We start from the raw sequence: 26,219 nt of genomic DNA, 5'->3' as shown, positions 1-26,219 counted from the left end.
TCAATGCTCCCAGAAATAGACGGTTGCGGGCTCGGGCTCCCAGACCCGCGCATTGTCGATGCCGGGCAGCTTGGTCAGCGCGCGATATTCCGAGCCGAAGGCGACATACTGGTCGGTCTCGGCCATCACGGCCGGCTTGCAGGCGATCGGGTCGCGCACCACGCCGAAGCCGTTCTTGGTGCCGACGACGAAGGTGAAGAAGCCGTCGAGGTCGGAAAGCGTGCCTTCGAGCGCCTCGCCCAGATTCTTGCCATGCGCCATCCGGTTGGAGAGATAGGCGGCGGCAACTTCGGTGTCGTTCTCGGTCTCGAACTTCATGCCGTCGCGGATCAGCTCGCGACGCACATTGTTGTGGTTGGAGAGCGAGCCGTTATGCACCAGGCACTGATCGGCGCCGGTCGAGAACGGATGCGCGCCCATCGTGGTGACCGCCGATTCCGTCGCCATGCGGGTATGGCCGATGCCATGCGTGCCGGTCATGGAGCGCACGTGGAAGCGATCGACGACGGTTTCCGGCAGGCCGACCTCCTTGTAGATTTCAACTGCCTCGCCGGCCCCCATGATGCGGATGTCGGGCCTTAGCGTCTGCAGCGCCTCGCGCGCTGCATCGACCTTGTCCGGCGTGGTCCTGATGACGGCGTGCGTCGAATTCACCGCCACGCTCACCGGCGCGCCGATCGCCTTGGCGAGTTCGGCGTCGAGGCCGCGGAAATCGCGATCTGCCTTCGGTGACTGCACGGTGATCTTGGCTTCATTGCCGGTGGCCGCGCCATAGATGGCGATGCCGGCGCTGTCCGGCCCGCGGTCGCTGAGCGACACCAGCATCTCCGACAGCATGGCGCCGAGCTTCGGCTCCAGCGCCTTGTCCTTCAAGAAAAGTCCGACGATTCCGCACATGCCAGCCTCCGGCGTTTTTTGGCTCCCAGATGATGTACTCAATGAGCGAGCCGAATTCAATTGCTATGAAAGAAATTTTCCTGTGGTTACATGTTGGACGGCGTATCGCCCTCGGCACTATCGCCGTCCGGGCGCGCCTTGTGAACCCAGATCGCATGGCGGATGCGCGCAATCTTGTAGGCGTCGAGGATCGAGAAGGCATAGATCAGGAAAGCGCCGGCATGGCGGCCGATGAAGCTGGCATCGGCCGGCGCCAGCTTGGTCGTTATCCAGCCAAGGATCACCATGAAGAACAGGAACTGCAGGCCGCGTGCCGGCACGCCGAGCATGACGTGGCCGCTTGCCGGTAAAATGACCGCCGCGCCGAGGACGAGATAGGGATTGACGGGAGCAGGGGTGGCGGTTCCGTCGCTCATGCGGCCTGTCTTTCGCGCCGGTTGATGGCATGGCGAAGCGTGGAGGCGGCATCGAGCAGCCTTTCGATCAGGGCCTGGTCGAGCCCGGCATCGCTGAAGGCGGCCTGCCGGAACACGCCATAACGCGCGCGCTCGGCCTCGGCCAACAGCCAGACGATGCGCACGCCGTTCGGCGTGATCAGCAATTCCTTGGCGCGCCCCTCGGCAAAGATGTCGATATGCGCGGCGATCAGGTCCTGCGGGAAGGCAACGCCTCTGCGGTCCGTCTTGAGCACCGCGTCGGCGGGAAAGCCGAGCACCTTCGGGAGCGTGTGCGGCAGATGGTCGAAATTGGAGAACGTTGTCGCCGAATTCGGCCGCATCATCATGTCGAAGACACCCGGGACGGCGACCGGCTCGGTGATCGAAACGGCGAGCCAGCGAGTCGGCAGCTTTCGCGTCGCCAGCGTGTCGACGATGGTGCGCAGCTGAACGCGCTGGCCGTTCCACGTGCCGGCCCAGGTGACGATGCCGGCCGTGCCGTCGGAAATGTCGGCGGCATCGGGAACGACGCCGCGGACACTCGCCGTATCGGTGGCCAGGGCCGCCTTCGCCCTGTTGCGGCTGGCGCGCGCCAGCCAGGCAATATGGCCGGCGACCGCCAATGCGATCGCCCCGGCAAGCAGTATTGACGTCAGTTCCGACATTTCGACACGCCACGGCCCGCCGTCGAAGGCGGGTCTTCACTCCACTCAATAACCCTGCGGTTTCGGCCACGGCATGGAGAACTGGTCGCCGCGCCGCACGAACTTGTAGCGATAGAAGTGGAACCACAGCGAGATCAGGAAATAGAACACCGTCATCGCGATCAGCTGCGAGCCGAAGCCGAGGAAGATGGCGAAGAATGTCACCATGCACAGGCAGAACAGCACGATCGCCGGCAGCGGGTGGAAGGGGTGCGTGTAGCCGCGGCGGATCGAGCCCAGCGGCCACTTCTTGCGGAACATCATGATGTTGATGCTCATGAAGGTGTATTGCAGCACGCCCGACAGGATCGAGAAGGTGATCGCCTGGTTGAGGTCGGCGATGAAGGCGAAGGCGAGCGCGATCGGCAGCAGGAACAGGATCGAGCGGTAAGGCGTGCGGTATTTCGGATGCACCGCCGAGAACCAGCTCGGCAGGTAACGGTCGCGGCCGAGCGAGAACCAGGCGCGCGCCGCGTCGTTGATGCAGCCATTGGCCGAGGCCAGCGCCGCCAGCAGCGTCGCGATGAACAAAAGGTTCTCCAGCAGCGGGCTGCCGGTGAGCTTGCCGGCGTCCCACAGCGGATAATAGGTGATGCCAAGATATTCCCAGGGCATCAGCGAGGCGCAGACATACCAGGTCATGGCGGCCGCGATCAAAAGCGTGATCATTCCGGCCATGGTGCCGTAGGGCAGGGAGCGCGCCGGCGAGCGCACTTCCTCGGCCGCCTGCGTGGTGCCCTCGATGCCGAGGTAGTACCAGATGCCGAACTGGAAGGCGGCGATGACGCCGATCCAGCCATAGGGCAGCGCGTTGCCGGGCGTGACCAGCTCGTTGAGCTTCAGCACCGCGCCTTGCGTCCACGGGCTGACGGAGAAGAACAGGATGACGATCGAGACATAGGCGATAGCGGTGATGACGAAATTGACGTTGAGCGTCATCAGCACGCCGCGATAGTTGAGCCAGGCGAGCACGACGATGGTCGCGGCGATGAAGGAATTGTGCGTCAATCCTTCGACGCCGGCCTTGGCGACGATCGTGTCGCCGAGGAGGATGGCGTCCGACACTTCGAGCATGGTGTAGGCGAACACCAGGAACAGCGCGACGTTGAAGGCCATCAGCGGTCCGACAATGTGCTTGGCCTGCGCGTACTGGCCGCCGGCGGCGGCGACAGTGGACGTCACTTCCGAGTCGATCATGGCGACCGAGGTGTAGAGCAGTCCGACGATCCAGCAGACGATCAGCGCGGCCAGCGCGCCGCCCTTGTCTGCCGCGAAGTTCCAGCCGGTGAACTCGCCGACCAGCACGATGCCGACACCGAGCGCCCAGACATGGGCGGGGCCGAGCACCCGAAGCAGCGAGACCCTGTCGCCGTGGATCGTCGTCGTCAGTCCCGTTTCAACCGCAGCGGTCATCGTCAGTCCCCACTCAGATCCGGTGTTTCTCGGAAACGGCTTCAAGCTCGCCTTCGCGCGAGGAAGTCAGCACGTCCTCGGAATAGGTCGTGTCGATCTTGAACCAGTCGTAGAGCATCCAGAGCGCAAGCAAGACCGAGATGCCCCAGCAGGCGTAGTTGATTGCCATCCACATGGATCTTGTCCCCGAATTATTTGTCGTCGAATTTTTCGTTGATCACCTCGCGATACTCGCGATCGGAGGCGCGGAACAGGAAGACGAAATAGGCGACCAGCACGATCGCCATGATGATCAGCGTCGGCCAGTCGATGATGTAGTGGAAACGGTTCTGGATGATGTCGTGCGCGGTCTCGGGCGTATAGCCGAGCTTCTCCCAGATCGACGCCATGGTCGCATTCTGGCCAAGCGCGTCCCAGGTCTTGGCGTCCAGGGGATCGATGGATTTCGCCGCGCCGGCGAGGCCGAGCTTCAGCGGCAGCCACAGCGCCACGAAGATGGCGACCACAACGACGGCGATGTCGAAAATCTGGCCGGCCTTGCTCTGTTCCGGCGGGATGTAGCGGGACATGGTCTTTCCCCCTCAGGACTTGCTGTTGCGGAATGCGTCGGCGTTCTTGATATCGAGGCCGTAGATGAAGTCCTTGTCTTCCTTGTAGTGGTTGAGCATGGCGAGGATGGCGGCGGTGTTGAAGATCAGCACCGCGGCAGCCGCGATCACCACCACGAGCTTGATCCCGCTGTCGGGGATGTAGGCCCAGGTCATCAGGAGGACGAAGAGGATCGTCGCCCACAGGCATACGATCAGGAGCACGGATCCGCGCACGTCAGAACGGTACAGCGCTTCGATGCGCTGCTGCAGGTCGGACATCGGTTTTTCCCCTTCTGGCGACGTCCGGCCCCGAAATCGACCGGGCGTCCACTCTTTCTAGAGAGTGAAATTTTTTTCATAAATTCCGACCGATCTTCGAAATTGTCAAGCCGGATTTACGCTTCGTAAGGCGTTTGTCCACGGGCAAGAAATTTGCCTGACAATGAAATTATTTGCTTCAAGGGGATTGCAGGGTCTCATCGTTTGCGGTCAATATTCAGGCAAGCTCCGCCAGCAAGCAGGAGCAGGGAACAGCAACCGCTTAAAGCGACCTAATCGCACGGAGGACGATCGGATGACGGCATCCTGGAGATTCTCGACCCTGGCGGATCGCCATCGCGCGCTCGGCTCGAAACTCGAGGACTGGAGCGGCATGGGCACCGCCTGGACCTATGACAAGGATGCCGACGAGGAATATATCGCCATCCGCACCAAGGCCGGGCTGATGGATGTCTCCGGCCTGAAGAAGGTCCACATCACCGGGCCGCACGCCTCGCATCTGATCGACCTCGCCACCACGCGCGACGTGGAAAAAATCTATCCCGGCAAGTCGGCCTATGCCTGCATGCTGAACGAGGCCGGGAAGTTCACCGACGACTGCATCCTCTACCGCATCAGCCCGAACTCGTGGATGGTGGTGCATGGCTCCGGCACCGGCCATGAGGAGCTGCAGCGCGCTGCCATGGGCCGCGACGTCTCGCTGCGCTTCGACGACAATCTGCACGACCTTTCGCTGCAGGGGCCGACCGCCGTCGATTATCTCGCCAAGCATGTGCCCGGCATTCGCGACCTTCCTTACTTCCATCACATGCAGACGCAGCTCTTCGGATTCCCGGTGATGATCTCGCGCACCGGCTACACAGGCGAGCGCGGTTACGAGATCTTCTGCCGCGGCCAGGATGCCGGCACGATCTGGGACCGCATCCTGGAGGAGGGCAAGAGCGCCGGCATCATTCCGTGCCGCTTCACCACGCTCGACATGCTGCGCGTCGAGAGCTACCTGCTCTTCTACCCCTACGACAATTCCCAGAAATATCCGTTCGAGAACGAAGGCCCCGGCGACACGCTGTGGGAGCTCGGCCTCGACTTCACCGTCAGCCCCGGCAAGACCGGCTTCCGCGGCGCCGAGGAACACTATCGCCTGAAGGGCAAGGAACGTTTCAAGATCTATGGCGTGCTGCTCGACGGCAAGGAGCCGGCCGACGAAGGCGCGCCGGTTTATCGCGACGGCAAGAAGGCGGGCGTGGTGACCTGCGCCATGTATTCGCCGCTGGTCGAGAAATCGATGGGCATCGCTCGTCTCGACGTCGACTGCGCCGTCAAGGACACCAAGCTCGAGATCCGCAACAGGAGCGGTTCGATCAAGGCGACGGCGCAGCCCTTGCCGTTCGACGACCCGAAGAAGACCAAGCGCACCGCCAAGGGTTGAGGCAACATCAACGGGGAGGGGTTTTAGGGTACGAAGGACGAATGGCAGCCAAGACGATCATCAGCCGGCCCATTTACGGAACGCTCTCTCCGCAGCCGGGCAAGCATCATCTCTTCGTCGCCGATGCCGAAGGCGCGCTGGCGATCATCGACATGGCCGGCAAGGCGCCGCCCGGCTTTTTCGACGGCGCGGAAATCGACTTCATTCCAGGCCCGGAGGGCAAGCACATCGCCGCCCTTGAAGCATTGAGGCCGGCGCAACTCCACATCGCGCCGTCTTTCGCCAGCCTCCTGCCGCGTCTCAAGCAGACGCTGACCAACGCGCATATGGGATTGCGCCTCTATCTTGCCGGCACCGAGGGGCTGATCGGCCAAGCCATGCAGGTGGCGCTCGAAGCCGGCATGGACCACACCTCCATACAGACCGAGCATCGCGGCTCGCTGGCGCGCCGCATGCAATGCGTGCACTGCAAGGGCATCACCGAGAACGTCACGACGCAGCCGGCGCTCTGCGCGCATTGCGGCCTGCTGCTTCTGGTGCGCGATCACTATTCGAGGCGCCTCGCCGCCTTCCAGGGCGTGTGCATCAACGCCGAGGATCGCTCGGAGATTCCTCCGATGGAGGAGGCTTTCCCATGAGCACCGGCACCACCAAGCTCGATGTCGTCGTCAGCGACGTCGTTCCCGTCAACGACCTCGTCACCCGCTTCCATTTCCGCCGCCGCGACGGCGGGCTGCTGCCGACCTTTTCCGGCGGCGCCCATGTCGTGGTCGAAATGCGCGACAGTGATCGCACCAGGCTCAACCCCTATTCGCTGATGGGCTCGCCGCTCGACACGCGCGAATACACGATCTCGGTGCGCCGCGACGATGTCGGCCGCGGCGGCTCGCTATTCATGCACCGGCAGGTCAAGCCCGGCCTGGAAATGGTGATCAGCTATCCGGTCAATCTGTTCTCGCTGGATCTCAGGGCGAAGAAGCACCTGATGCTGGCTGGCGGCATCGGCATCACGCCCTTCATGGCGCAGACCTCGCAGCTGGCAGCGGCCGGCGGCAATTTCGAATTGCACTACACCTGCCGTACCGCTTCGCTCGGCACCTACGCCGATGTCTTGCAGCAGCGCTACGGCAACCGCGTCCACCTCTATCACGATGACCGCGAGCAGCGCATCGATCTCGACCGGCTCCTCTCGTCGCAGCCGCTCGGCACGCATCTCTACGTCTGCGGCCCGGCCGGCATGATCAACTGGGTTCGCCACCGCGCCGCGGCGCTCGGCTGGCCGTCGGAGACGGTGCATTTCGAGCATTTCGCCGCACCCCAGCCCGGCGCGCCGTTCGACGTGACCTTGGCCGTCAGCGGCAAGACGATCCGCGTCGGCGAGCAGCAGAGCCTGCTGGAAGCCATGGAAGCGGCCGGCGTCGACCCGCCCTATCTCTGCCGCGGCGGCGTCTGCGGCCAATGCGAGACCAACGTGATCTCCTCCGACGGCAAGTTCATCCACAACGATCACTGGCTGAGCGAGGAAGACCACCGTTCCGGCTGCAAGATCATGCCTTGCGTCTCGCGTTTCGAGGGCAAGTCGCTGGTCCTGGAAAGATAGGAGGCGTCAATGGGCATCACCTTCCGCAAGGAAACTTTCCGCGACGACTACACCTTCAGGAACAGCCCGGAGCACATCAGGCGCTTTCCGTTCCCGTTCAACGAAGACGCCTACATGTATACCGTCAACATCGAGCCGCATGTCGTCGGGCCGAAAGGCTCAGTGCTGGAAAACCTGATCGACGTCGACGAGCACTATGTCGCCGAGATGCAGGACCGCGCGCTGGTGCTGGCCGAAGATCCGCTGCGCTGCCAGTCGTTGCCACATATGACGCTGGCCGGCTGGGACCTGCTCGAGCTTTTGATGGAGCAGCAGGCGCTCGGCTATCCCGAGCATTTCACGCTGGAGCGCGATGGCGACCGCTGGCGCTGGATCAACCGGCCGCTCGGCATCGACGACACCTTCACCTTCGGCGACACCTCGACGCTGCCCTATGGGCCGATGGAATACATCACCCGCCAGAGCCAGGGCGATTTCTGCATCCTCGACCAGCGCGACGGCAATCTGTGGATGGATGCCGGCATGGTCACCACCCAGGCCGACTGGTCGCTCGATTTCGACATCGGCATGAACTTCTTCGAATGGCACGCGCCGGTACCGCTGGCGCATGAGAAGGGCATCTTCACCCGCGCGCTGAAATTCCTCACCAACATCCAGCAGGGCAAGCCGGCGCGGCGCCTCAACTGGACGATGACCATCAATCCGCGCCTCGACACCAGTCCCGAGAATTATCATAAATGGGGTCCGGACCGCGCCACCGTCACCCCCGAGAACGTCGGCCAGAAGGTGCATCTGCGGGTCGAGCTGCAGAGCTTCTGGCGTCTGCCGCGCTCGAACGCCATCGTCTTCCCGATCCGCTGCTACCTGATCAAGATGGACGAACTGGTCACCCAGCCGAAATGGGCCCGCCGCCTGCACCGCGTCATCCGCGACCTGCCGGAAGAACTCGCGACTTACAAAGGCTTGACGCGGTATCGGCCGACGCTGGTCGAGTGGCTGTCGAGGCTGGATGATGGCAGCCCGACGTCACCGGGGTTTGGGCCGGACTGAAGACTTGGCTTCCTCGCCTCCGCAAAGCGGGGGAGAGGTGTCCGCGAAGCGGACGGAGAGGGGGCCTTCGTAGGGCGCTCCCCTCTCCGTCTCGGCTTCGCCGAGCCACCTCTCCCCACTATCTTGGGGCGAGGAACCAGGTGGCTCACCCCGCGCTGTTCTGCGGATAGCAGATGATCGACAAATACCGCATCGGCAGTTGCGTCAGCTCTTCCGGTCCGTGCGGCGCGTCGGCGTCGAAGAACAGGCTGTCGCCCGGCTTCATCGGATAGAGATTGTTGCCGTGCCGGTAAACCACCTCACCTTCGAGCATGTAGAGGAACTCCATGCCCGCATGCTGGAAGGTCGGGAACACATCCGAATTCTCGGTCAGCGTGATGAGATAAGGCTCGACCACGACGCCGCTGGTGTTGGCGCCGATATGTCCGAGCAGATTGTACTGATGGCCGGCGCGCGTGCCGCGCCGCTCGACATCGACGCCTTCGCCGGCCTTGACGAAGACGGCGCTGTGCTCTTCCTCGAAGCGCCGGAAGAAGGCGGTCACAGGAACGCCAAGCGCCCGCGACAGCGCCTGCAATGTCGTCAGCGACGGCGAGGTGATGCCGTTCTCGATCTTCGACAGCATGCCGAGCGAGATGTCGGTGGCGGCGGCGAGATCGGCGACGGTGATGCCGAGCTTCTTGCGGAACGCGCGCACCTCATGGCCGATCGCCACTTCGAGTACCTTCTCGCGCGTGTCGCGGATTGCGTGCGGGTTTTGGGTCAGCGGCGTGCGGATCGAGCGTCCGTCGGCCGAAACGCGTTTCGGCGGCGCCTTGTCCTTGGGGGCCGCAGCGGCGGGCTTTGTGTCAGAAGTCTTGTTCGGCATGTCGCCCCCGAATCCGCGGATTTATTTCACTCTAGGTGAACATATGCGGTGGCGATACAGGAGCGCAACCGCAAGGGCAAGCCATCGGATGTCGCGGCAATTCTTTATGGCGGTTTCCGTTTTCCGCCGAAATCCGTTTGCCGCAAAGCCCTTGCCCCCAGATGGCTGTTGACAGCACCGAAGACCCAATTACTGTCACTGTGAGTGAAATTTGTTTCGTGAGAGCAATTCCAGGTAAAGTGTCGAACGGTTTCCCGCCCGGAATTGCGTCAAGAAAAAAGTCGAAATCAAAAAAGGAGGCCCGCAATGAAATCTCGTGTCGCCGTCATCGGAGCCGGACCGTCGGGCCTGGCCCAGCTCAGGGCCTTCAAGTCGGCCGCCGACAAGGGCGCCGAGATCCCGGAAATCGTCTGTTTCGAAAAGCAGAGCGACTGGGGCGGCCTGTGGAACTACACCTGGCGCACCGGCCTCGACGAGCATGGCGATCCGGTGCATGGCTCGATGTACCGCTATCTGTGGTCGAACGGCCCGAAGGAATGCCTCGAATTCGCCGACTACACTTTCGAGGAGCATTTCGGCCGGCCGATCGCCTCCTATCCGCCGCGCGCCGTTTTGTGGGACTACATCAAGGGCCGCGTCGAGAAATCCGGGGTGCGCAAATGGGTGCGGTTCAACACGCCGGTGCGCATGGTCACCTACTCCGACGAGACGAAGAAATTCACCGTCACCGCGCATGACCGCACCAACGACGTCACCTATTCGGAAGAGTTCGACAATGTCGTCGTCGCCTCCGGCCATTTCTCCGTGCCGAACGTGCCGTATTTCGAGGGCTTTTCCACCTTCAACGGCCGCATCCTGCACAGCCACGATTTCCGCGATGCCATGGAGTTCAAGGGCAAGGACATCCTGATCATCGGGCGTTCCTACTCGGCCGAGGACATCGGTTCGCAATGCTACAAATACGGCGCCAAATCGATCACCTCCAGCTACCGTTCCAAGCCGATGGGCTTCAAATGGCCGGAGAACTGGAAGGAGGTGCCGCTCCTGCAGAAGGTCGTCGGCAAGACGGCGCATTTCAAGGACGGCACCACCAAGGATGTCGACGCCATCATCCTGTGCACCGGCTATCTGCACTCCTTCCCCTTCCTCACCGACGACCTCAAGCTCAAGACCGCCAACCGCATGTGGCCGCTGGATCTCTATGAAGGCGTCGTCTGGGAGAAGAACCCGAAACTGTTCTATATCGGCATGCAGGACCAGTTCTACACCTTCAACATGTTCGACGCGCAGGCCTGGTACGCGCGCGACGTCATCATGGGACGCATCAAGCTGCCGTCGGCAGAGGCGATGGCCGAGCACAGCGCCAAGTGGCGGGCACGCGAGGAGACGCTGGAAGACGCCGAGCAGATGATCTGGTTCCAGGGCGACTACACCAAGGAGCTGATGGACCAGACCGATTATCCGGGCTTCGACGTCGAGGCGGTCAACCACACCTTCATGGAGTGGGAGCACCACAAGATGGAAAACATCATGACGTTCCGCGACAACGCCTATCGCTCGCTGATGACCGGCACCATGGCCCCGGTCCACCATACGCCCTGGCTGCAGGCGCTGGACGATTCGATGGAGAGCTATCTTGAGGTGAAGGGCGTGGCGGCGGAGTAGCGTCGCGCGCGTCCGATGCGTTCTTTAAATCAGCATCGATGGGGTGCCTCACAGGGCACCTCATCGTTTTACCAGCACACGTAGCCGCCATCGACGATCAGGTCGAGGCCGGTCACGAAGCTGGACGCGCGGCTGGCCAGGAACACGGTCGGCCCGACCATCTCCTCGGGTGCCGCCATGCGTCCCATCGGCGTGTCGCGCTTGAAGATCTTTATCTCCTCCGCGACCTCGGGCCGCTTGTTCATCGGCGTCAGCGTGTAACCCGGGCTGACGACGTTGACGCGCAGGCCGCGATCCGCCCACTCCATCGCGAGACTCTTCGACATGTGGATGACGGCGGCTTTTGAGGAATTGTAATGCGCTTGCGTCAGCCCGCGGTTGACGATGGTGCCCGACATCGAGGCAATGTTGATGATCGAGCCCGCGCGCCGGGGAAGCATGACGCGCGCCTCGGCCTGGCAGGACAGAAACACACCTGCGACATTGACCTCGTGGACCTTGCGCCATTTTTCCAGCGGCATGGTCTCGGCCGCTTCCGATCCGGCGATGCCGGCATTGTTGACGGCGACGGTCAGCGCGCCGAGTTCGGCTTCGGCCCGATCGATCGCCGTGGCCAGGTCGGCTTCGGATGTCACGCTGCCTGTCAGCACCAGCGCCTTGCGGCCGAGCGCCTTGATCTTCTCGGCAGTCTGCTCCAGCCCGCCGTTCGAGGCATGGCCGAAACAGGCGACATCGGCGCCGGCCTCGGCAAGCCCGATCGCGATCGCCTGACCAATGCCGCTGCCGGCGCCCGTCACCAGCGCCACGCCGCCGTCCAGTTTGAAAAGATCCATCGCATCCTCCCTGCTTGCGGGAGGGTATGCGCTGAATGACACCTCGATCAATAGGTCTGATCTGGCCGGCCGCAGGCCTCGGGGCTCAGAAATAGCCGTCCGACGCTGCCGTCGCTTCCTTCGGGATCTCCACGCCGTCGACCAGGATCTGGTCGACCAGCTCGTGATGGAAGCAGATCAGGCCCTTGATCCGCTCGGCCTCGTGCACCGGCTCGGGATAGTACCAGACCAGGTTCTCGTGCCGCTTCTTCGGCGTCGTCACATGGTAGTAGTTGGAGATGCCCTTGTAGGGGCAGCGCGAGATGTAGCGGCTGGGCGAAAACATATCGAGCCTGGTGTCAGAGATCGGCAGATAGTGACGCACCGGATGTCCGGTCTCGAACAGGAACACGCCGCGCCGTGAATCGGCCACCTGCTCGCCGTCGAGGATCACCTGCACGCGGCGCGACGACGGCAGGCAGTCGACCCGTCGGAACGGGTCGCGGGCATGGACGAAGATTTCCTCGTCCTCTTCAAACCAGTGGGTCATCTTCGGCCAGTAGAAGGAGATGTAGTCCTGGATCGGCGGACAGCCCTTGACGGGATCGAGGTAGCGCCAGGCGCCGTCCTCGACCAGCGTGATGCCGGTGTTCAAAGAATAATGCGTGGCGACACCCTTGAACGGATCTTCCGTCGTCGTGCGGCTGGGCAGCAGGAACTCCTCGCGCACGTCGCTCATCGGGAAGTAGTAGACCGGCAGATGGTCGCTCTCCTGGAACACCAGCGCCTTGGTGGTATCGGCGACGATCATCGGTCCCACCTGCACCCTGATCCGCTTGGGCGAGGGCATGGTGAAGGCGACATAGCCCGGTTCGAACTCGTACTGCACGATGCCATCGAGGATCGGGAAATGCGGCCCGCGGCCGCGCAGATGGGGCTTGCGAATGGTCGTCGTCCTCTTCTCGTCGTTTGCCGCCGGGCCCTTGTGCGCCGTCATGGTCATGACGCCACCGATACACGATCGAGCAGCAGGCCGGCGGCGATCGGCGGCACGCCGCTGACGGTCTTGCGCACCGGCACCAAGAGGTCCGGGAAATAGCTGAAGATCACCGGCGTCTCGTCGAGCAGCAGCTTCTGGATGTCGGAAGCGGCCTTGCGCTGGGCATCGAGGTCGAGCGCCTTGAGGTAGCTGGTGACCAGCCCGTCATAGCTCGCGTTCTTGAAATGCGCCGCATTCCACGGGCCGTCGCTGACCAGCGGGCTCTTCAGGAACACGTTCGGCACGCTGCGATGCGCGTAGTCGGTGATGCCGAGCGGGCTGTCCAGCCAGTCCGACTGGCCGAACACCGCCTTGCCGTAATATTTGTCCTGGTCCTCGATGTTGAGCGCAATGCGCGCGCCGATCTCCTTGGCGAAGTTCTGGAACAGCTGCGCATAGCCCGGGATGTCGGAATAGCGCAGCGTCGTCAGCGTCATGTCGAAGCCGCTGGCAAGGCCAGCCGCTTCCATCAGTTGCTTGGCCTTGGCGATGTCCTGCGTTCGCTGCGCAACCGATTTGTCGGTGACCGGGAAGGCCGGCGCGAACGGGCTGTCATTGCCGGTCGCCGCCATGCCGCGGCAGAGCCCGTCGACCAGCTTGGAGCGGTCGATGCACAGAGCCAGCGCCTGGCGCACGCGCTTGTCGGTGAACGGCGCCATGTCGCAGCGCATATGCAGCTGGCGATGCGCGGTGGACGCCACGCGCAGCACCGTTATGTCGGGATTGCCGAGCACCACCTGGCTGACGTCGAGCGGGATGGCGTCGAGCACGTCGACCTCGCCCGCCTGCAGCGCGAGTATCCGCGGCTGCACGTCGCCATAGAACTTGAACTCCAGCCGGTCGGGCAGCGCCTTCTCGCCCCAGTAATCGGCATTACGCACGAAGGTCGCGCCGACCTTCGGCGTGTAGCTTTCGAGCCGGAACGGACCGGTGCCTTCGAAGGTCTTCTCGTAGTCGCCCTTGTAGCTCGCCGGCAGGATGACGGCGTTGTAATTGTCGATCGACACCGAATAGGGGAAGCTGCCGTTCGGTGCGTCGAGATGAAACTCGACCGTGTGGTCGTCGACCTTGCGCGTGCCGCCCTTCGACAGCAGGCCCTTGAACACCGAGAGAGCGTTGGACGGGCCGTTCGGATCGGCAAGGCGATCGAAGGTCGCCACGACGTCGTCGGCCTTGAAGTCCTCGCCATTGTGGAATTTCACGCCCTTGCGCAGCTTGAAGGTCCACACACTGCCATCGGCATTGGGCGACCAGCTTTCAGCCAGAACCGGCTTCAGCGTCAGGTCGGGCTGGGTCACACACAGGAACTCGGACGTCTGGAAGGCGAGCTGGTAGCTGCCGCTGTCGTAGAAAGTCACCGGATCGATGGCGCCGCCGGGCACGGCGATGCCGGCGCGCACCGTGCCGCCAGGCTCGCCTTCGGCGCGCGCTTGCGGAGCGCCGAGGCCGACAGCCGAAGCGATGCCGCCTAGGAAGGGCAGCGACAGGCCGAGCACGCTGCCATGGCGCAGGAATTCGCGCCGGCCGATCCTGCCGGCGAGCAATTCGTCGATAGCGGAATTTTCGATTGCGCTGAGGGTTTTGCGGGCGGCCTCGATCGTCGTGGAATGCTTCGGCATGGCGGCATACCTTGTTTGTCGCGGGGGGGCTTTGGCATTTAGGCCATTGTTGACCGCGCCCGGAAAGCGATATTTTCTGATCGAGGCCATCGAAGATTTCGATGGCGGCAGCTCAAGGGGCAGGGGTCCATGGACACCGAAAATCTGCGCAGTTTCCTGGAGGTCGCGGCGCATGGCAGCTTCACCGTTGCCGCCCACCGGCTGAACCTCGCCCAGTCGACCGTCAGCGCGCGCATTCGCGGCCTGGAGGAGCAGCTGGGACGAAAACTGTTCGTGCGCGATAGCGACGGCGTCACGCTGACGCCGGCCGGCCGGCAGTTCCTGCCGCATGCCTCGACCATCACCCGCACCTGGGAGCAGTCACGCCAGGACATCGCCGTTCCCGATGGCTACGAGACGCTGCTCAGGCTTACCGCGCCTGCCTATCTCTGGGACAGCATCACCTCGCCCTGGATCGACTGGATGCGGGCGAAGCGCCCAAATGTGGCGCTCAGGCTGGAAGGCAGCTTTCCGGACCTGGCGATCGACCAGATGGCCGAGGGTCTGCTCGACATCTGCATCCTCTATCTGCCCAGGCCGCATCCGGGCATCGTCTATGAGACCTTGGCCGTCGACCAGATCGTGCTCGTCCAGCACATCGAGCAGCCCGGATCATGGACCGACAATTACATCCTGATGGACTGGGGACTGGAGTTCCGCGTCGAGCACGACCGCGCCTTTGCCGGAATGGTGAAGCCGGCAATCTCGGCCGGGCTGGTCTTCATCGGCTTGCAGCACGTCCTGTCGCAGAAGGCCGCTGCCTATCTGCCGCTGAGCGCGGTCAGCGCTCATATCGAGCGCGGCGAGCTGAAGCGCGTCGAGGACACGCCGGTCTTCCAGCGGCCGATCTATCTTGCCTATCCGGAGAACCCTGTCTCTTCCGACGCGCTCGACGTCGCGCTCACGGGCCTGCGTACACTCGCCAGGAACCTGTCCTCCGATCAGGCTTTCGCGGAGAGCGACCGCGCCTTCAGCATGGCAGGCGCGGCGGCGTTCTGATCACGCGGGTTCCACGACCTTCGGCTTCTGCAGCCTTGCCAATTCCGCATAAGGGATGTGGCAGCGGATGGTGTGTCCGGGTTCGGCTTCGGAAAGCTCCGGCTCCTGCGTCTCGCAGATCGCGCCGATCTTGCGCGGGCATCTGGTGTGGAAGACGCAGCCCGTAGGCGGGTTGGCGGCGCTCGGGATCTCGCCGTCGAGGCGGATACGCGAGCCCTCGGTGCGGTCGAGTTTCGGCACGGCCGACAACAGCGCTTCAGTGTAGGGATGATGCGGGCCGGAGAACACCGCTTCCGATGGCCCGAACTCCATGATGCGGCCGAGATAGAGGACGGCGATCTTGTCGGAGAGATAGCGCACCACGCCGAGGTCATGCGAGATGAAGATGTAGCTCACATCCTGTCTCGTCTGCAGGTCGGCCAGAAGATTGAGGATCGCCGCCTGCACCGAGACATCGAGCGCCGAGGTCGGCTCGTCGCAGACCACGATGCGCGGATCGCCGGCAAAGGCGCGCGCGATCGCCACGCGCTGCTTCAGCCCGCCTGAGAGCTGGCGCGGCTTGACCGCGAGATGACGGTCGGTGAGCCGCACCGAACGGACGAGCTCTTCCAGCCGCGTGTCTAGCGTCTTGCCGCTGAGCCCGCCCAGCCGCTTCAAGGCGCGGCTCAATATATGCCGGATCAAATGCGAGCGGTTGAGCGCCGAGTCCGGATTCTGGAAGACGATCTGCACCGCCTTGACCTGATCCTCCGAGCGGCTGGCAAGCCGTGGCGCGAGCTTCTTGCCTTCGAGCTCGATCGAGCCGCCGTCGTCCGGCGCGACGAGGCCGAGCAGCAGCCTGGCGAAGGTCGTCTTGCCGCTGCCGGATTCGCCGACTAGGCCAAGCGTCTCGCCGGGCCTCAGGCTGACCGAGACATCCTTCACCGCCCTCAATGGGCGGCCGTGGCTGGCATAGGTCTTGTTCAGCCCCTCGACCTGCAGCACCGGCGGCGCCTGCTTCGGCTGGGCGACAGCGATCTCGGCGGGCGTGGCGCGCGGCAGCGACTGCGCGTGATCGTGATAGTGGCAGCGCGACAGCCGGCCGTCGCCGAGGTCGTAGAGCGGCGGCGGCTCGGCACGGCAGCGTTCGGTGGCCAAAGCGCAGCGGTCGGCGAAGGCGCAGCCGACGATATCGGCGCCGATGCCGGGCAGGAAGCCGGGGATGGTGTCAAGCCGGCCCTGGTCCTTGCGCTGGCCGCCGCGCGGCAGGCAGCGCAGCAGCGCCACCGTGTAGGGATGGCGCGGGTCGTTGAAGACTTGCCTGGTCGAGCCTTCCTCGACCAGCATGCCTGCATAAAGCACGCCGACGCGGTCGCACATGTTGGACACGACGGCGAGGTTGTGGCTGATGAACAGGATCGAGGCCGACAACTCGCGCCGCAACTGGCCGATCAGGTCGAGCACCTCGGCTTCCACCGTGGCGTCGAGGCCGGTCGTCGGCTCGTCGAGGATCAGCATCGAGGGATCGTTGGCCAGCGCCATGGCGATCGCCACGCGCTGCTGCATGCCGCCGGAAAGCTGATGCGGATAGCGCTGCATGACGCTTGCCGGATCGGAGATGCGCACCCGGTTCAGCATGGCGAGCGCCTTGTCTTCGGCCGCCTGTCCGCTGATGCCGGCAAGCTCGAAGATCTCGGTCAGCTGGCGGCCGATGCGCAGCGATGGGTTCAGCGCCTTGCCGGGATCCTGGTAGACCATCGACACGCTGTCCGCGCGAGCACGCCGCAGCGCCTCGCTATCGAGCTTCATCACATCCTTGCCGTCGAGCGCGATCGAGCCGCCAGTGATCGAGCCGTTGCGCGGCAGGTAGCGAACCACCGACAGCGCGACAGTGGATTTGCCGCAGCCGGATTCGCCGACCAGCCCGTAGGCCTCGCCGGCCTTGATGGTCAAATTGACGTTGCGCAGCACCGCGCGGTTGCGGCGGCCGACCCGATAGGCGACCGAAAGGTCCTTCAGTTCGAGCGCGTTGGCGGCTTGCCTGGGCTCAGTCATTGAACGCTCCATGCATGCCGTCGGCCACCAAATTGACGCCGATCACCAGCGAGGCGATGGCCAGGGCATCGAACAGCACCGTCCACCAGAAGCCGCCGCCGATCATGCCGTAATTGGAGGAGATCGACAGGCCCCAGTCGGGCGAGGGCGGCTGGATGCCGAAGCCCATGAAGGAGAGCGTGGCCACGGCGAAGATGGCGTAGCCAAGTCGCACCGTCGTCTCGACCAGGATCGGCGGGATGACGTTGGGCAGGATCTCGACGAACATCGTGTGCAGCGCGCCTTCATGGCGCAGCTTTGCCGCGGCGACATAGTCGAGCTCGCGTTCGGCAAGCACGGCCGAGCGCACCGTGCGGGCGATGATCGGCGCGAAGCTGAGACCAATGACGACGATGACGGTGATCTTGGACGTGCCGAGCGCGACGATGGCGAGCAGCGCGATGATGACCACCGGGATCGCCATGAAAGCCTCCAGCACGCGGCTGACGATGTCGTCGACGATGCCGCGGAAGTAGCCGATGACGAGGCCGAGCGCGGTGCCGGCGATGGTGGCCAGGATCGTCGCCAGCGGCGCCACTGTCAGGATGTCGCGGGAGCCGACGATGACACGCGAGAACACGTCGCGGCCGAGCTGGTCGGTGCCGAACCAGTGTTCGGTCGATGGCGGCGCAAGCGTGTTGATGATGTCGGCGTCGAGAGGATCGTAGGGCACGAAATGTTCGCCGAGCAGCGCGCAGATGACCCAGAACAGCAATATGCCCAGGCCGGTCAGGAACGTGGGGGATCTCAGGAGCGAATGCAGCACCTCGCCCCAGGGGCTGCGCTGCGCGGTGTCGGGCGTCGGCAGGCTGACGGGGGTGTCGGTCGCGCTCATTGCTCTGCTCCCAGCCGGATGCGCGGATTGAGCACGGAATAGAGGAAGTCGGCGACCAAGGTCGCCACCGCATAGACGATGCCGATGGTAAGGATTCCGGCCTCCAGCATCGGAAAGTCCTTGCCGCGCGCGGCGGTGAAGATCAGCGAGCCGATGCCCTGGTAGCGGAACAGCGTCTCGATCACCACCAGGCCGCCGATGAGATAGCCCGTCTGGGTAGCGATCACCGTGATGGTCGGCAACAGCGCGTTGCGCAGCACATGCCGCCAGATGACGGTTCGCCAGGGCAGGCCCTTCAGCACGGCGGTGCGCGTATAGTCGGAATCGAGCGCCTCGATCATGCCGGACCTGGCCATGCGGGCAATGTAGCCGAACAGCACCAGGAACAGCGGCAGCGAGGGCAGGATCAGGTAATAGATCTGGGTGAAGAAGCCGGCGCCTTTCGGCCATGCGGCGGAGATCGGCAGCCAGCGCAGCCACACCCCGAAGATCAGGATCAGGATGATGCCGGTGACGAATTCCGGCAGCACCGTGACCGACAGGCCGCCGAGGCTGATGATGCGGTCGAGCGGCCGGTTGAGATTGAGCGCGGCGATGACGCCGCCCAGGATGCCGATCGGCACCACCAGCACGAAGGCGATCAATGCCAGCTTCAGCGAATTGCCCAACGCATCGATGACGAAGGGGGCGACCGGCGCGCGGAAGATGTAGGACGTGCCCATGTCGCCATGCAGGAAATTCCAGATCCAGGTGCCGTACTGGACGAGCAGCGGGCGGTCGACGCCGAGTGAATGGTTGAGCGCATCGACGGCGCGCTGATCCGCGAACGGCCCCAGAATGGCGCGCCCGACATTGCCGGGCAGCACCTGGCCGCCGAGGAACACCATGACGCTGAGCAGGAACAGCGTGACGAGCGACAGGGCCAGGCGCCGGACGAGGAAGACGAGGATGGCGAATACTCCTATTGGAGCCGGCTCTCTGTGGAGAGCCGGCTGTCAGGGATAAGCTTGTTCGCTTTCGTCAGGCCTTGGACGCCTTGTCGAGGAACAACTGCGACATGGCGGTGGGCTGCACGCCCGTCACGCCTTTCGCCGTCGCCGTCAGGTAGTCGTAGAAATAGCCGAAGACGACCGGCGTTTCCTCCAGCAGCAGCTTCTGGATCTTGCCCGCGGTGGCCTTCTGCGCCTCGAGGTCGAGGGCCGCGATATAGCTCGTCGCCATCTGGTCGTAGTCCTTGTTCTTGAAGTGGGCGGCATTCCAGGTGCCGTCGCTCTTCAAAGGAGCCGCCAGATAGACATTGGGCACGCCGCGGTGGCCGTAGTCGGTGATGCCCATCGCCGAATCCAGCCAGTTCGACTTGCCGAACACCGCATCGCCGTAATAGGCGCCCTGGTCGAGGATGTTGAGCTCGAGCTCGATGCCGATTTCCTTCACCCAGTTCTGGATGAGCTGGGCGTATTCCGGGATTTCCAGATAGCGCTCTGTGGTGAGCGTCATCTTGAACCCCTGGGCGAGGCCGGCCGCTTCCATCAGCTGCTTGGCCTGGGCGATATCCTGCTTGCGCTGCGGCACGCTGGTATCGGTCGAGGGGTAGACGGCGGCGAACGGGCTGTCATTGCCCAACGCCGAGCGTCCCTTCATCAGGCCGGCGGCGAGCTTCTCGCGGTCGAGGCAGAGCGCGATGGCGCGGCGCACGCGCGCGTCCTTCGTCGGGCCCTCGTCGCAGTGCATGTGCAACTGCTGATGCGCGGATGATTTCAGGCTGATGATTTCGAAATTCGGATCGTTGAGGAGCGCAACGCCGGCCAGCACAGGCATCTGGTTAATGATGTCGATCTGGCCACCCTGCAGCGCCAGGATTTGCGGCTGGATGTCGGTAAAGAAGGTGAACTCGGTGCGGTCCGGCAGGGCCTTGTCGCCCCAGTAGTCGTCGTTGCGCACGAAGGAGGCGCCGACCTTGGGCGTGTACTTCTCCAGCTTGAACGGACCGGTGCCGTCGAAGCTTTTCTCGTAGTCGCCCTTGTAGCTCGCCGGGATGATGACGGCGTTGTAGTTGTCGGACGACACCATGTAGGGGAAGTTGCCGTTCGGCGCATCGAGATGGAATTCGACCGTGTAGTCGTCGACCTTCTTGGTGTTGCCCTTCTGCAGGATGCCGGTGAACACCGACAGCGCGTTGGACGAGTTGGCCGGGTCGGCGAGCCGGTCGATGCTGGCCACCACGTCTTCGGCCTTCATCTCGCCGCCCGAATGGAACTTGACGCCCTTGCGCAACGTGAAGGTCCACACCGTGCCGTCGGCATTCGGCTTCCAGCTTTCCGCCAGCGCCGGCTTCAGCACCAGGTCCGGGCCGTCGACGCAAAGGAATTCGGCCACTTGCTGCATGACGAGCAGGCCGCCGGCATCGGCGATGGTGACCGGGTCGATCGCCGCCGCCGGCACGCTGCTGCCGACGCGGATGGTGCCGCCGGCAGCACCTGCGGCGCGCGCGAGCGAGGGTGCCGCGCCGAAGCCGGCCGCCATGCCGATGCGGCCAAGCAGCGGCAGCGACAGGCCGAGCAGGCTGCCGTGGCGGACGAATTCGCGGCGGCTGATGCGGCCGTCGACAAGGCCGTCGATCAGATGGTTTTCGAGGGGCGTGCGGCCACGCCGCAGCAGATCGAGAATGCGATAGTTCTTGCTCATGGGTCTAAGCCCTTTCCCCAATTGTTGTGGTTGGCGGGTGCATTCCAGCTGACGAGTGCCGTGGAGTTCTCCTGTTCCCGGCTTTCGTCAGTATCGGTCGATATACAGTAGCATGCGGTTCCGACCGGTCCATCCGCTGGTTGGGACGGAAAAGTCAGATTTTCTTGACGGATTGTCTGTCGGCCAGGCGACTTGTGGCCGCCTGTTTCCGGATAAGTCCTGCTGGTTTTTCGACATCCTCCTAATTCAGCGGCAATCTGCGGTAAGTCCCGGGCTTTTCCGGGTCGTGATATTTGTTGCAGGGGCCGTTTTCGACGAAATCGCGATGGCAGGCGGCGAGCCTTTCTTGCGACAACGTGACCCCAAGGCCGTGGCCTTCCGGCACCGGCACGGTGTTGTTCTTCGGCGCGAACGGGCCTTCCTCGATGATGTCCATCGGCTGCATGCGAAACAGCGACTGGTTGGGTTCCCTGATCCAGCCGAGCGCGGCGCACAGATGCAGGTAGCAGGCGCTGCCGATGCCGGTGTCGCCGCTGTAGCACCAATAGTCGATGCCGGCATGCTCGCAGGCGCCGACGAAGCGCAGCATGCGGTTGATGCCGCCATGCGCCGTCGGATTGCCGACGAAGGCATCCGGGACCTTCAACTCCATGGCGCGCGCGATGTCGATGTTGTGGGTCGAGAATGGGATTGAGGTGTGACGGCGCAATTCGCGCATCTCCTCGATGGTCGCGACCGGGTCCTCCCAGTTGCGCACGCCGAGCTCCTCCAGCGGCCGCGCCAATTGCCTCGCGCTGGCCAGCGAATAGGCCTGGTTGGAGTCGATGCGGATCATTGCTTTGTCGCCGAGCTTCCTGCGGATCAGCTCGACCATCTTCATCGAAATCTTCGGATCATGCGTCGAGAACTTGCCTTCGAAGAAGGTCGTGCCGTGGCGCTCGTGGAGCTCGACGCAATAGTCGGCGACTTCCTCCGGCGTCCTCTCGCCCTTGACCCTGGCGCCGTCGCGGCGCAGCGAGAAATAGTCGGTGAACGGGATGTCTTTGCGCACCGCGCCGCCGAGCAATTGGTAAAGCGGCTGCTTCCACGCCTTGCCGCGCAGGTCCCACAGCGCCATCTCGATGGCGCCGAAGGCCATGATGCGGGTGCGGTCGTTGATCGACTGCACGCCGCTCCAGAAGGGCAGGCAGACTTCCTCCGCCCCGGCGATGTCGAAGGCGTCACGGCCAACAAGCCTCGGCGCCAGCACGTCGTTGATGACGGCCGCCGCACCCGGTGTCGGCGCCTCGCCGATGCCGGTGAGCCCGTCCTCGGTCTCGACCTCGACGATGGTCGGCGAGAAGCCGTCGAGCTCGCCGAAGACCCAGACATAAGGGGCCTCCAGTCGGTAGTTGATCGGTGTTGCCTTGACGCGCCTGATCTTCATGTCAGCCGATCTCGAAGAAGGGTTCGCCGAGCAGGCCCGGATCCACGTCGATGCCGAGGCCGAGGCCGTCGGGAATGCCCATATGGCTGCCGGTCACCGGTGGCGCGTTTTTTGCCGTGCGCACCGTGACCCATTCGTGGAAGGCGATGGCATGCAGCCGGCGCTCTGCCGGCGTCGACAGCGACAGATGCGCCATGGCGGCGGTGTCGATCTCGGCGCCGCCTGTGTCTTCCACGGTGATCATGAAGCCAAGGTCCACGGCGACGTCGCGGATCAGCCTTGTCTGCGTCACGCCGCCTAGCCGCGAGATCTTCAACGTCAGCCCGTCGGCGGCACCCCGGCGATGGATTTCCAGCATCTCGCCGAGCGAGGTGACCGATTCATCCAGCACCATCGGCTTGTCGAGCATGCGGCGCACCGACATGTTCTCATCCAGCGTCGTGCAGGGCTGCTCGAACGTGTAGTCGATGCCTCGCGTGGCGTCGGCGAACTGGCGCGCCTGGTAGGGCGTCCAGCCGGCATTGGCGTCGCAGAAGATCACCGTGCCCTTGGGCACCGCCGAGGCAACAGTCGTCACCCGCTCGATGTCGTCATGCACATTGCCGCCGACCTTGACCTGCAGGCGGCGGCAGCCCTCGGAAATGATCCGCTTGGCGAGTGCGGCCATCTGGTCGAGCGTGCCGTGGGTGACGACCCGGTAGGTCTCCGCCATATCGCTCTCGCGGCCGCCGAGCATGGTCACCAGCGGCACGTCGGCCGCGCGAGCGGCGAGATCCCAGCACGCCATGTCGAGCGCCGACTTGATGTAAGGGTGGCCGTTGAACACCGTGTCCATCAGCCGGCCGATGCCGGCAAGCCCGCGCGGATCCTGGCCGATGAGATGCGGCGCGATTTCCGGCACGCCCGCGCGCGCTCCCGCCGGGAAGGCGGCCGAATAGAAATTGCCGAGCGGCGCCATCTCGCCCCAGCCGGTCACACCGCTGTCGGAGGTGATGGCGACGATCACCGCATCGAAACAGTCGGCGACGCGTCCCTTGGACATGCGGTAAGGCCCATCCACGAAGGGCTGGACGACATGATAGGCCTTGATGCTCTCGATCTTCACTTTGCTGTCCGTTTGTCAGTTTTTCGATGGGCGCTTTTCGAGGCCGCGCGCATAGGCGAGAAGCTCCTCGAAATCGAGGTCGATATGCTCGCGCGCATGGCGCTGGGCGGCGCGCATGTCGGTGCCTTTGAGCAGGGCCACATAGGTTTCGTGCACATCCTCGGCCGGCACCGGCTCGTTGCGCGCCCGCTGATGCAGGGCGAAATACATCTGCAGCCGGCTGGTCAGCCGCTGCCAGGTCTCGAGCAGCACCGAATTGTCGGCCCATTCATAGATGAGCCCATGCAGCTGCAGCGCCGTCTCGATCTGGCGCGTGGTGTCCACCGCCCGCGTCGCCTGCTTCACCGCCTCGTGGCGGCGGTCCAGCTCGTCGAAGAAGCGCGGGTCGCGTTGCGGCCAGGCGAGTTCGATGGCGAATTCATCGAGCACCTTGTTGAGCGAATAGGCGTCGATGATGTCCTTGGCGGTGACGTCGATGACGAAGGTTCCGGCATAGGGGATGCTGGTCAGGATGCCTTCCTGCACCAGCTCGCGCATGGCCTCGCGCAGCGGCGCGCGGCTCACTCGCATCTGCTCCGAAATCCTCAGCTCGTTGAGCTTCTGCCCCGGTTCCAGCTGTCCGGTGAGGATGGCGCGCCTGAGCAGGGCGACGATCTCCGCCCTGCGCGTCGTATCCGCGATCGGACCGAAATCCAGCTTTGCCATAGGTCGACCCCCGGGAATGAATTTCTGCAAGACAAGCAGATTGTCGACAATCTAACAAGCGCTTTTTGACGGGGATCAGCGGTTATGGAGACTGTTCCGAAATTCCTCTTGCGAGTCTCAAGCCGCTCGTCCGTAGAAGCCGATCCGCTCCTCGTCGGTGAACATCACGCCGGGACGTTCGTAGTAGGAGAACACCGCGATCATGCGCTCGCGATTGCCCTCGACCGTGGTGACGCGATGCGCGGTGTTCTTGCCGCGGAAGACGTTCAGCGTGCCGGCCTTGATGCGTAGGATCTTTGCTTCCGGGTCGCGCCCCTCGAGCAGCTTGGCGACCCCGTCATAGTTCGGGTCGCTGTCCGTGCGCAGGTCGGTGCGGTACTCGAAGTCGCCGCCGCGCTCGGGCGCCTGCAGCAAAAGCGTCGTGGTGAATTCCGAGCGGTCGAAATGCCAGTTGAGCGCTTCGCCGGCGCGGTAGCCCATGACGTTGGCACGGGCCAGCGGATCCTGCATGACATGCAATTGCGGCTTGTCCATCGTTGCCGCCAGGAATTGCAGCAGCGGCTCGTATTCATAGATCGAAAGAACGGTGCTGCCGGGAATCTGGTCGGCGCAGACCGTATGGCTGATCGTCTCGACCTTGCGCAGCGCCGGATGGTCGGGCGCCAGCTCCGGGATCGATGGCTTGAAGTAGATGTTGTGCATGCGCCTGTGGACATGCGAGCGGGTGTCCATCACCGGCCGTATTTCCGCGACCGCCTTTTCGGCAACGCCGGGGCGCAGGAACCCATCGAGATTGAACATGCCGTTTGCCGCTAGCCCGGCTTTCGACTCGTCGACCAGCCGCTGCCATTCGGCACTGCCTTCGCGATTCAGTGGGTAGCGGTCCAGGTCGAGAATGGTTTCGATCATAGCGTCCTCCAAAAATCTGAGATCACTACACCGCAAGGAAAACTTTGCCGCAACGCAGAAAATTGTTAGGCTCTGCTAAGAAAATCTTTCGAGGATAAAACGTGGAAAAGCTTCCACCATTGAATGCGATGCGGGCCTTCGAGGTCGCAGCCCGCGCCGGCTCCTTTACGCTTGCCGCGAGCGAGCTCGGTGTCTCGTCGGCCGCGGTCAGCCAGCAGATCCGCAACCTGGAAGACTGGTTCGGCAAGCAGCTCTTCGTGCGCAATGGCAACCGCATCGCGCTGACCGATGCCGGCCACGCCATCTATCCGCAGACGGCGCATGCGCTGGGCGAGATCGCGGCGGTCGGCCGGCGCATGCTGGAAGGCGGCTTGCGCACGCGCCTCGTGGTGAGCGTGCCGTTCTCGCTTGCCGAGCTTTGGCTGGCGCCACGATTGGCGGTGCTGCTCGACGGCTTTCCGCAAATGGCGATCGATGTCCGGGTCGAGGACGATCCCGTCGACGTGGTGCGCCAGAACATCGATCTGCGCATCAGCTACGGCGATTACCATTATCCGGCGCTGAAAATGGTCAGGCTCGTCCATGACGAGGTGCTGCCGGTCGCAGCCCCTGAGTTCTGGCAACGCTACGGCCAAGGAGCTGCCGGCTTGGCCGATATGCATGATAGCCACTTCATCCACACCAACTGGGGGCCGAACTATGCCTCGCATCCGAGCTGGGCGGATTGGTTCGCCGCCGCAGGCGGTAGCCGCGAGCCCGACCCGTCGCATGGCCGGCGCGTCGGCCTGTCCAGCCTGGCGATCGGCGCGGCAAGGCTGGGGCTTGGAATAGCTCTTGGGCAGAAGGTGATGGCGAACGCGGATCTCGAAGCCGGCCGGTTGATCGCGCTGTCTTCCGTCTCGGTCCGCCTCGGCCAGCCCTATTGCGCCTTCATGCTGCCGGCCAAGGCCGAGAGGGCGGATATTGCAGGATTGGTCGCGCTGCTTGCAGGCAATGCGGCGAAGCAACCGCCGGGAGCCGTCTGAGACCCTCATAACAAAA

The 26,219-nt window shown here is 63.7% G+C and carries 26 protein-coding genes; 7 read left to right on the top strand and 19 right to left on the bottom strand.

From position 1 onward, the window contains the following. The 7 genes from E5X34_RS28005 to E5X34_RS27975 all read right to left on the bottom strand — a co-directional run bounded on the left by E5X34_RS28005 (window position 1) and on the right by E5X34_RS27975 (window position 4,320). Complete coding sequence (locus E5X34_RS28005) at window positions 1-897, bottom strand: glutamine amidotransferase family protein (RefSeq protein WP_127409650.1); 897 nt, start codon at window positions 895-897, stop codon at window positions 1-3. An 86-nt stretch (window positions 898-983) separates the two neighbouring features. After that, window positions 984-1,313 carry a hypothetical protein gene (locus E5X34_RS28000; RefSeq protein WP_292571634.1) on the bottom strand — a complete coding sequence of 110 codons (330 nt, stop codon included), beginning with the start codon at window positions 1,311-1,313 and terminating at the stop codon, window positions 984-986. Then, window positions 1,310-1,999, bottom strand: coding sequence for a hypothetical protein (locus tag E5X34_RS27995; RefSeq protein ID WP_292571632.1), 690 nt, complete (start codon window positions 1,997-1,999; stop codon window positions 1,310-1,312). The genes E5X34_RS28000 and E5X34_RS27995 overlap by 4 nt, the downstream gene beginning before the upstream one ends. A 45-nt stretch (window positions 2,000-2,044) precedes the next feature. Further along, window positions 2,045-3,451: an amino acid permease gene (locus E5X34_RS27990; RefSeq protein ID WP_126078667.1), complete on the bottom strand. Its 1,407-nt coding sequence runs from the start codon at window positions 3,449-3,451 to the stop codon at window positions 2,045-2,047. Window positions 3,452-3,464: 13 nt separating this feature from the next. After that, entirely contained in the window at window positions 3,465-3,626 is a 162-nt protein-coding gene (locus E5X34_RS27985; RefSeq protein WP_042645899.1) for a hypothetical protein, read from the bottom strand. Window positions 3,627-3,642: 16 nt separating this feature from the next. Further along, window positions 3,643-4,020, bottom strand: coding sequence for a hypothetical protein (locus E5X34_RS27980; protein ID WP_042645898.1), 378 nt, complete (start codon window positions 4,018-4,020; stop codon window positions 3,643-3,645). A 12-nt stretch (window positions 4,021-4,032) separates the two neighbouring features. Beyond that, complete coding sequence (locus tag E5X34_RS27975; RefSeq protein ID WP_126062327.1) at window positions 4,033-4,320, bottom strand: hypothetical protein; 288 nt, start codon at window positions 4,318-4,320, stop codon at window positions 4,033-4,035. Between the two features lie 295 nt (window positions 4,321-4,615). Here E5X34_RS27975 and E5X34_RS27970 point away from each other — a divergent pair, with 295 nt between their 5' ends. From E5X34_RS27970 to E5X34_RS27955, 4 genes are read left to right on the top strand one after another with little or no spacing between them, the layout of a single operon-like run. Beyond that, window positions 4,616-5,749 carry an aminomethyltransferase family protein gene (locus E5X34_RS27970; RefSeq protein WP_292571629.1) on the top strand — a complete coding sequence of 378 codons (1,134 nt, stop codon included), beginning with the start codon at window positions 4,616-4,618 and terminating at the stop codon, window positions 5,747-5,749. A 41-nt stretch (window positions 5,750-5,790) separates the two neighbouring features. Then, entirely contained in the window at window positions 5,791-6,387 is a 597-nt protein-coding gene (locus E5X34_RS27965) for a dimethylamine monooxygenase subunit DmmA family protein (protein WP_292571626.1), read from the top strand. Then, complete coding sequence (locus E5X34_RS27960; protein WP_292571623.1) at window positions 6,384-7,349, top strand: PDR/VanB family oxidoreductase; 966 nt, start codon at window positions 6,384-6,386, stop codon at window positions 7,347-7,349. The genes E5X34_RS27965 and E5X34_RS27960 overlap by 4 nt, the downstream gene beginning before the upstream one ends. A 9-nt stretch (window positions 7,350-7,358) precedes the next feature. Continuing rightward, window positions 7,359-8,399 carry a DUF3445 domain-containing protein gene (locus tag E5X34_RS27955; protein WP_292571620.1) on the top strand — a complete coding sequence of 347 codons (1,041 nt, stop codon included), beginning with the start codon at window positions 7,359-7,361 and terminating at the stop codon, window positions 8,397-8,399. 145 nt (window positions 8,400-8,544) lie between these two features. Here the strand turns inward: E5X34_RS27955 and E5X34_RS27950 are convergent, their stop codons facing one another. Further along, window positions 8,545-9,267 (bottom strand): XRE family transcriptional regulator, encoded by a 723-nt coding sequence (locus tag E5X34_RS27950; protein ID WP_292571617.1) that lies wholly within the window; start codon window positions 9,265-9,267, stop codon window positions 8,545-8,547. Window positions 9,268-9,573: 306 nt separating this feature from the next. On the opposite strand from E5X34_RS27950, the gene E5X34_RS27945 reads away from it, so the two are divergent. Next, window positions 9,574-10,932 carry an NAD(P)/FAD-dependent oxidoreductase gene (locus E5X34_RS27945; protein WP_127875542.1) on the top strand — a complete coding sequence of 453 codons (1,359 nt, stop codon included), beginning with the start codon at window positions 9,574-9,576 and terminating at the stop codon, window positions 10,930-10,932. Between the two features lie 68 nt (window positions 10,933-11,000). Here the strand turns inward: E5X34_RS27945 and E5X34_RS27940 are convergent, their stop codons facing one another. The 3 genes from E5X34_RS27940 to E5X34_RS27930 all read right to left on the bottom strand — a co-directional run bounded on the left by E5X34_RS27940 (window position 11,001) and on the right by E5X34_RS27930 (window position 14,402). Continuing rightward, entirely contained in the window at window positions 11,001-11,765 is a 765-nt protein-coding gene (locus E5X34_RS27940; RefSeq protein WP_292571613.1) for an SDR family oxidoreductase, read from the bottom strand. An 85-nt stretch (window positions 11,766-11,850) separates the two neighbouring features. After that, a complete protein-coding gene (locus E5X34_RS27935; protein WP_366664920.1) occupies window positions 11,851-12,741 on the bottom strand; it encodes a DUF427 domain-containing protein in 891 nt (296 codons plus the stop codon). A gap of 2 nt (window positions 12,742-12,743) precedes the next feature. Further along, on the bottom strand, window positions 12,744-14,402 hold the full coding sequence (locus E5X34_RS27930; RefSeq protein WP_292571607.1) for an ABC transporter substrate-binding protein: 1,659 nt from the start codon (window positions 14,400-14,402) through the stop codon (window positions 12,744-12,746). 129 nt (window positions 14,403-14,531) lie between these two features. On the opposite strand from E5X34_RS27930, the gene E5X34_RS27925 reads away from it, so the two are divergent. Then, window positions 14,532-15,440 (top strand): LysR family transcriptional regulator, encoded by a 909-nt coding sequence (locus E5X34_RS27925; RefSeq protein WP_292571604.1) that lies wholly within the window; start codon window positions 14,532-14,534, stop codon window positions 15,438-15,440. On the opposite strand, the gene E5X34_RS27920 is transcribed toward E5X34_RS27925, so the two are convergent. The 8 genes from E5X34_RS27920 to E5X34_RS27885 all read right to left on the bottom strand — a co-directional run bounded on the left by E5X34_RS27920 (window position 15,441) and on the right by E5X34_RS27885 (window position 25,178). Then, a complete protein-coding gene (locus E5X34_RS27920; protein ID WP_292571601.1) occupies window positions 15,441-17,474 on the bottom strand; it encodes an ABC transporter ATP-binding protein in 2,034 nt (677 codons plus the stop codon). It lies immediately after the preceding gene. Beyond that, the gene (locus tag E5X34_RS27915; RefSeq protein ID WP_292571598.1) at window positions 17,467-18,348 is read right to left on the bottom strand and encodes an ABC transporter permease; all 882 of its coding nucleotides are present in this window, start codon (window positions 18,346-18,348) and stop codon (window positions 17,467-17,469) included. Before E5X34_RS27915 ends, E5X34_RS27920 begins: the two co-directional genes overlap by 8 nt. Next, the gene (locus E5X34_RS27910) at window positions 18,345-19,298 is read right to left on the bottom strand and encodes an ABC transporter permease (protein WP_292571656.1); all 954 of its coding nucleotides are present in this window, start codon (window positions 19,296-19,298) and stop codon (window positions 18,345-18,347) included. The genes E5X34_RS27915 and E5X34_RS27910 overlap by 4 nt, the downstream gene beginning before the upstream one ends. A 70-nt stretch (window positions 19,299-19,368) precedes the next feature. Then, window positions 19,369-21,033, bottom strand: coding sequence for an ABC transporter substrate-binding protein (locus E5X34_RS27905; protein ID WP_292571595.1), 1,665 nt, complete (start codon window positions 21,031-21,033; stop codon window positions 19,369-19,371). A gap of 241 nt (window positions 21,034-21,274) precedes the next feature. Further along, complete coding sequence (locus E5X34_RS27900) at window positions 21,275-22,459, bottom strand: mandelate racemase/muconate lactonizing enzyme family protein (RefSeq protein ID WP_292571591.1); 1,185 nt, start codon at window positions 22,457-22,459, stop codon at window positions 21,275-21,277. Window position 22,460: 1 nt separating this feature from the next. Continuing rightward, entirely contained in the window at window positions 22,461-23,564 is a 1,104-nt protein-coding gene (locus E5X34_RS27895) for a mandelate racemase/muconate lactonizing enzyme family protein (protein ID WP_292571588.1), read from the bottom strand. Window positions 23,565-23,579: 15 nt separating this feature from the next. Continuing rightward, a complete protein-coding gene (locus tag E5X34_RS27890; protein WP_292571585.1) occupies window positions 23,580-24,269 on the bottom strand; it encodes a GntR family transcriptional regulator in 690 nt (229 codons plus the stop codon). Between the two features lie 117 nt (window positions 24,270-24,386). Next, entirely contained in the window at window positions 24,387-25,178 is a 792-nt protein-coding gene (locus tag E5X34_RS27885) for a 2OG-Fe(II) oxygenase (RefSeq protein ID WP_292571582.1), read from the bottom strand. A gap of 101 nt (window positions 25,179-25,279) precedes the next feature. On the opposite strand from E5X34_RS27885, the gene E5X34_RS27880 reads away from it, so the two are divergent. Continuing rightward, window positions 25,280-26,203 (top strand): LysR substrate-binding domain-containing protein, encoded by a 924-nt coding sequence (locus E5X34_RS27880; RefSeq protein ID WP_292571580.1) that lies wholly within the window; start codon window positions 25,280-25,282, stop codon window positions 26,201-26,203. Window positions 26,204-26,219 lie beyond the last annotated feature (16 nt).

This window comes from Mesorhizobium sp. (assembly GCF_004963255.1).
Classification (GTDB): Bacteria; Pseudomonadota; Alphaproteobacteria; order Rhizobiales; family Rhizobiaceae; genus Mesorhizobium.
The sequence above is the reverse complement of the archived record's forward strand: the minus strand, read 5'-3'. Positions and strand labels throughout refer to the sequence as shown.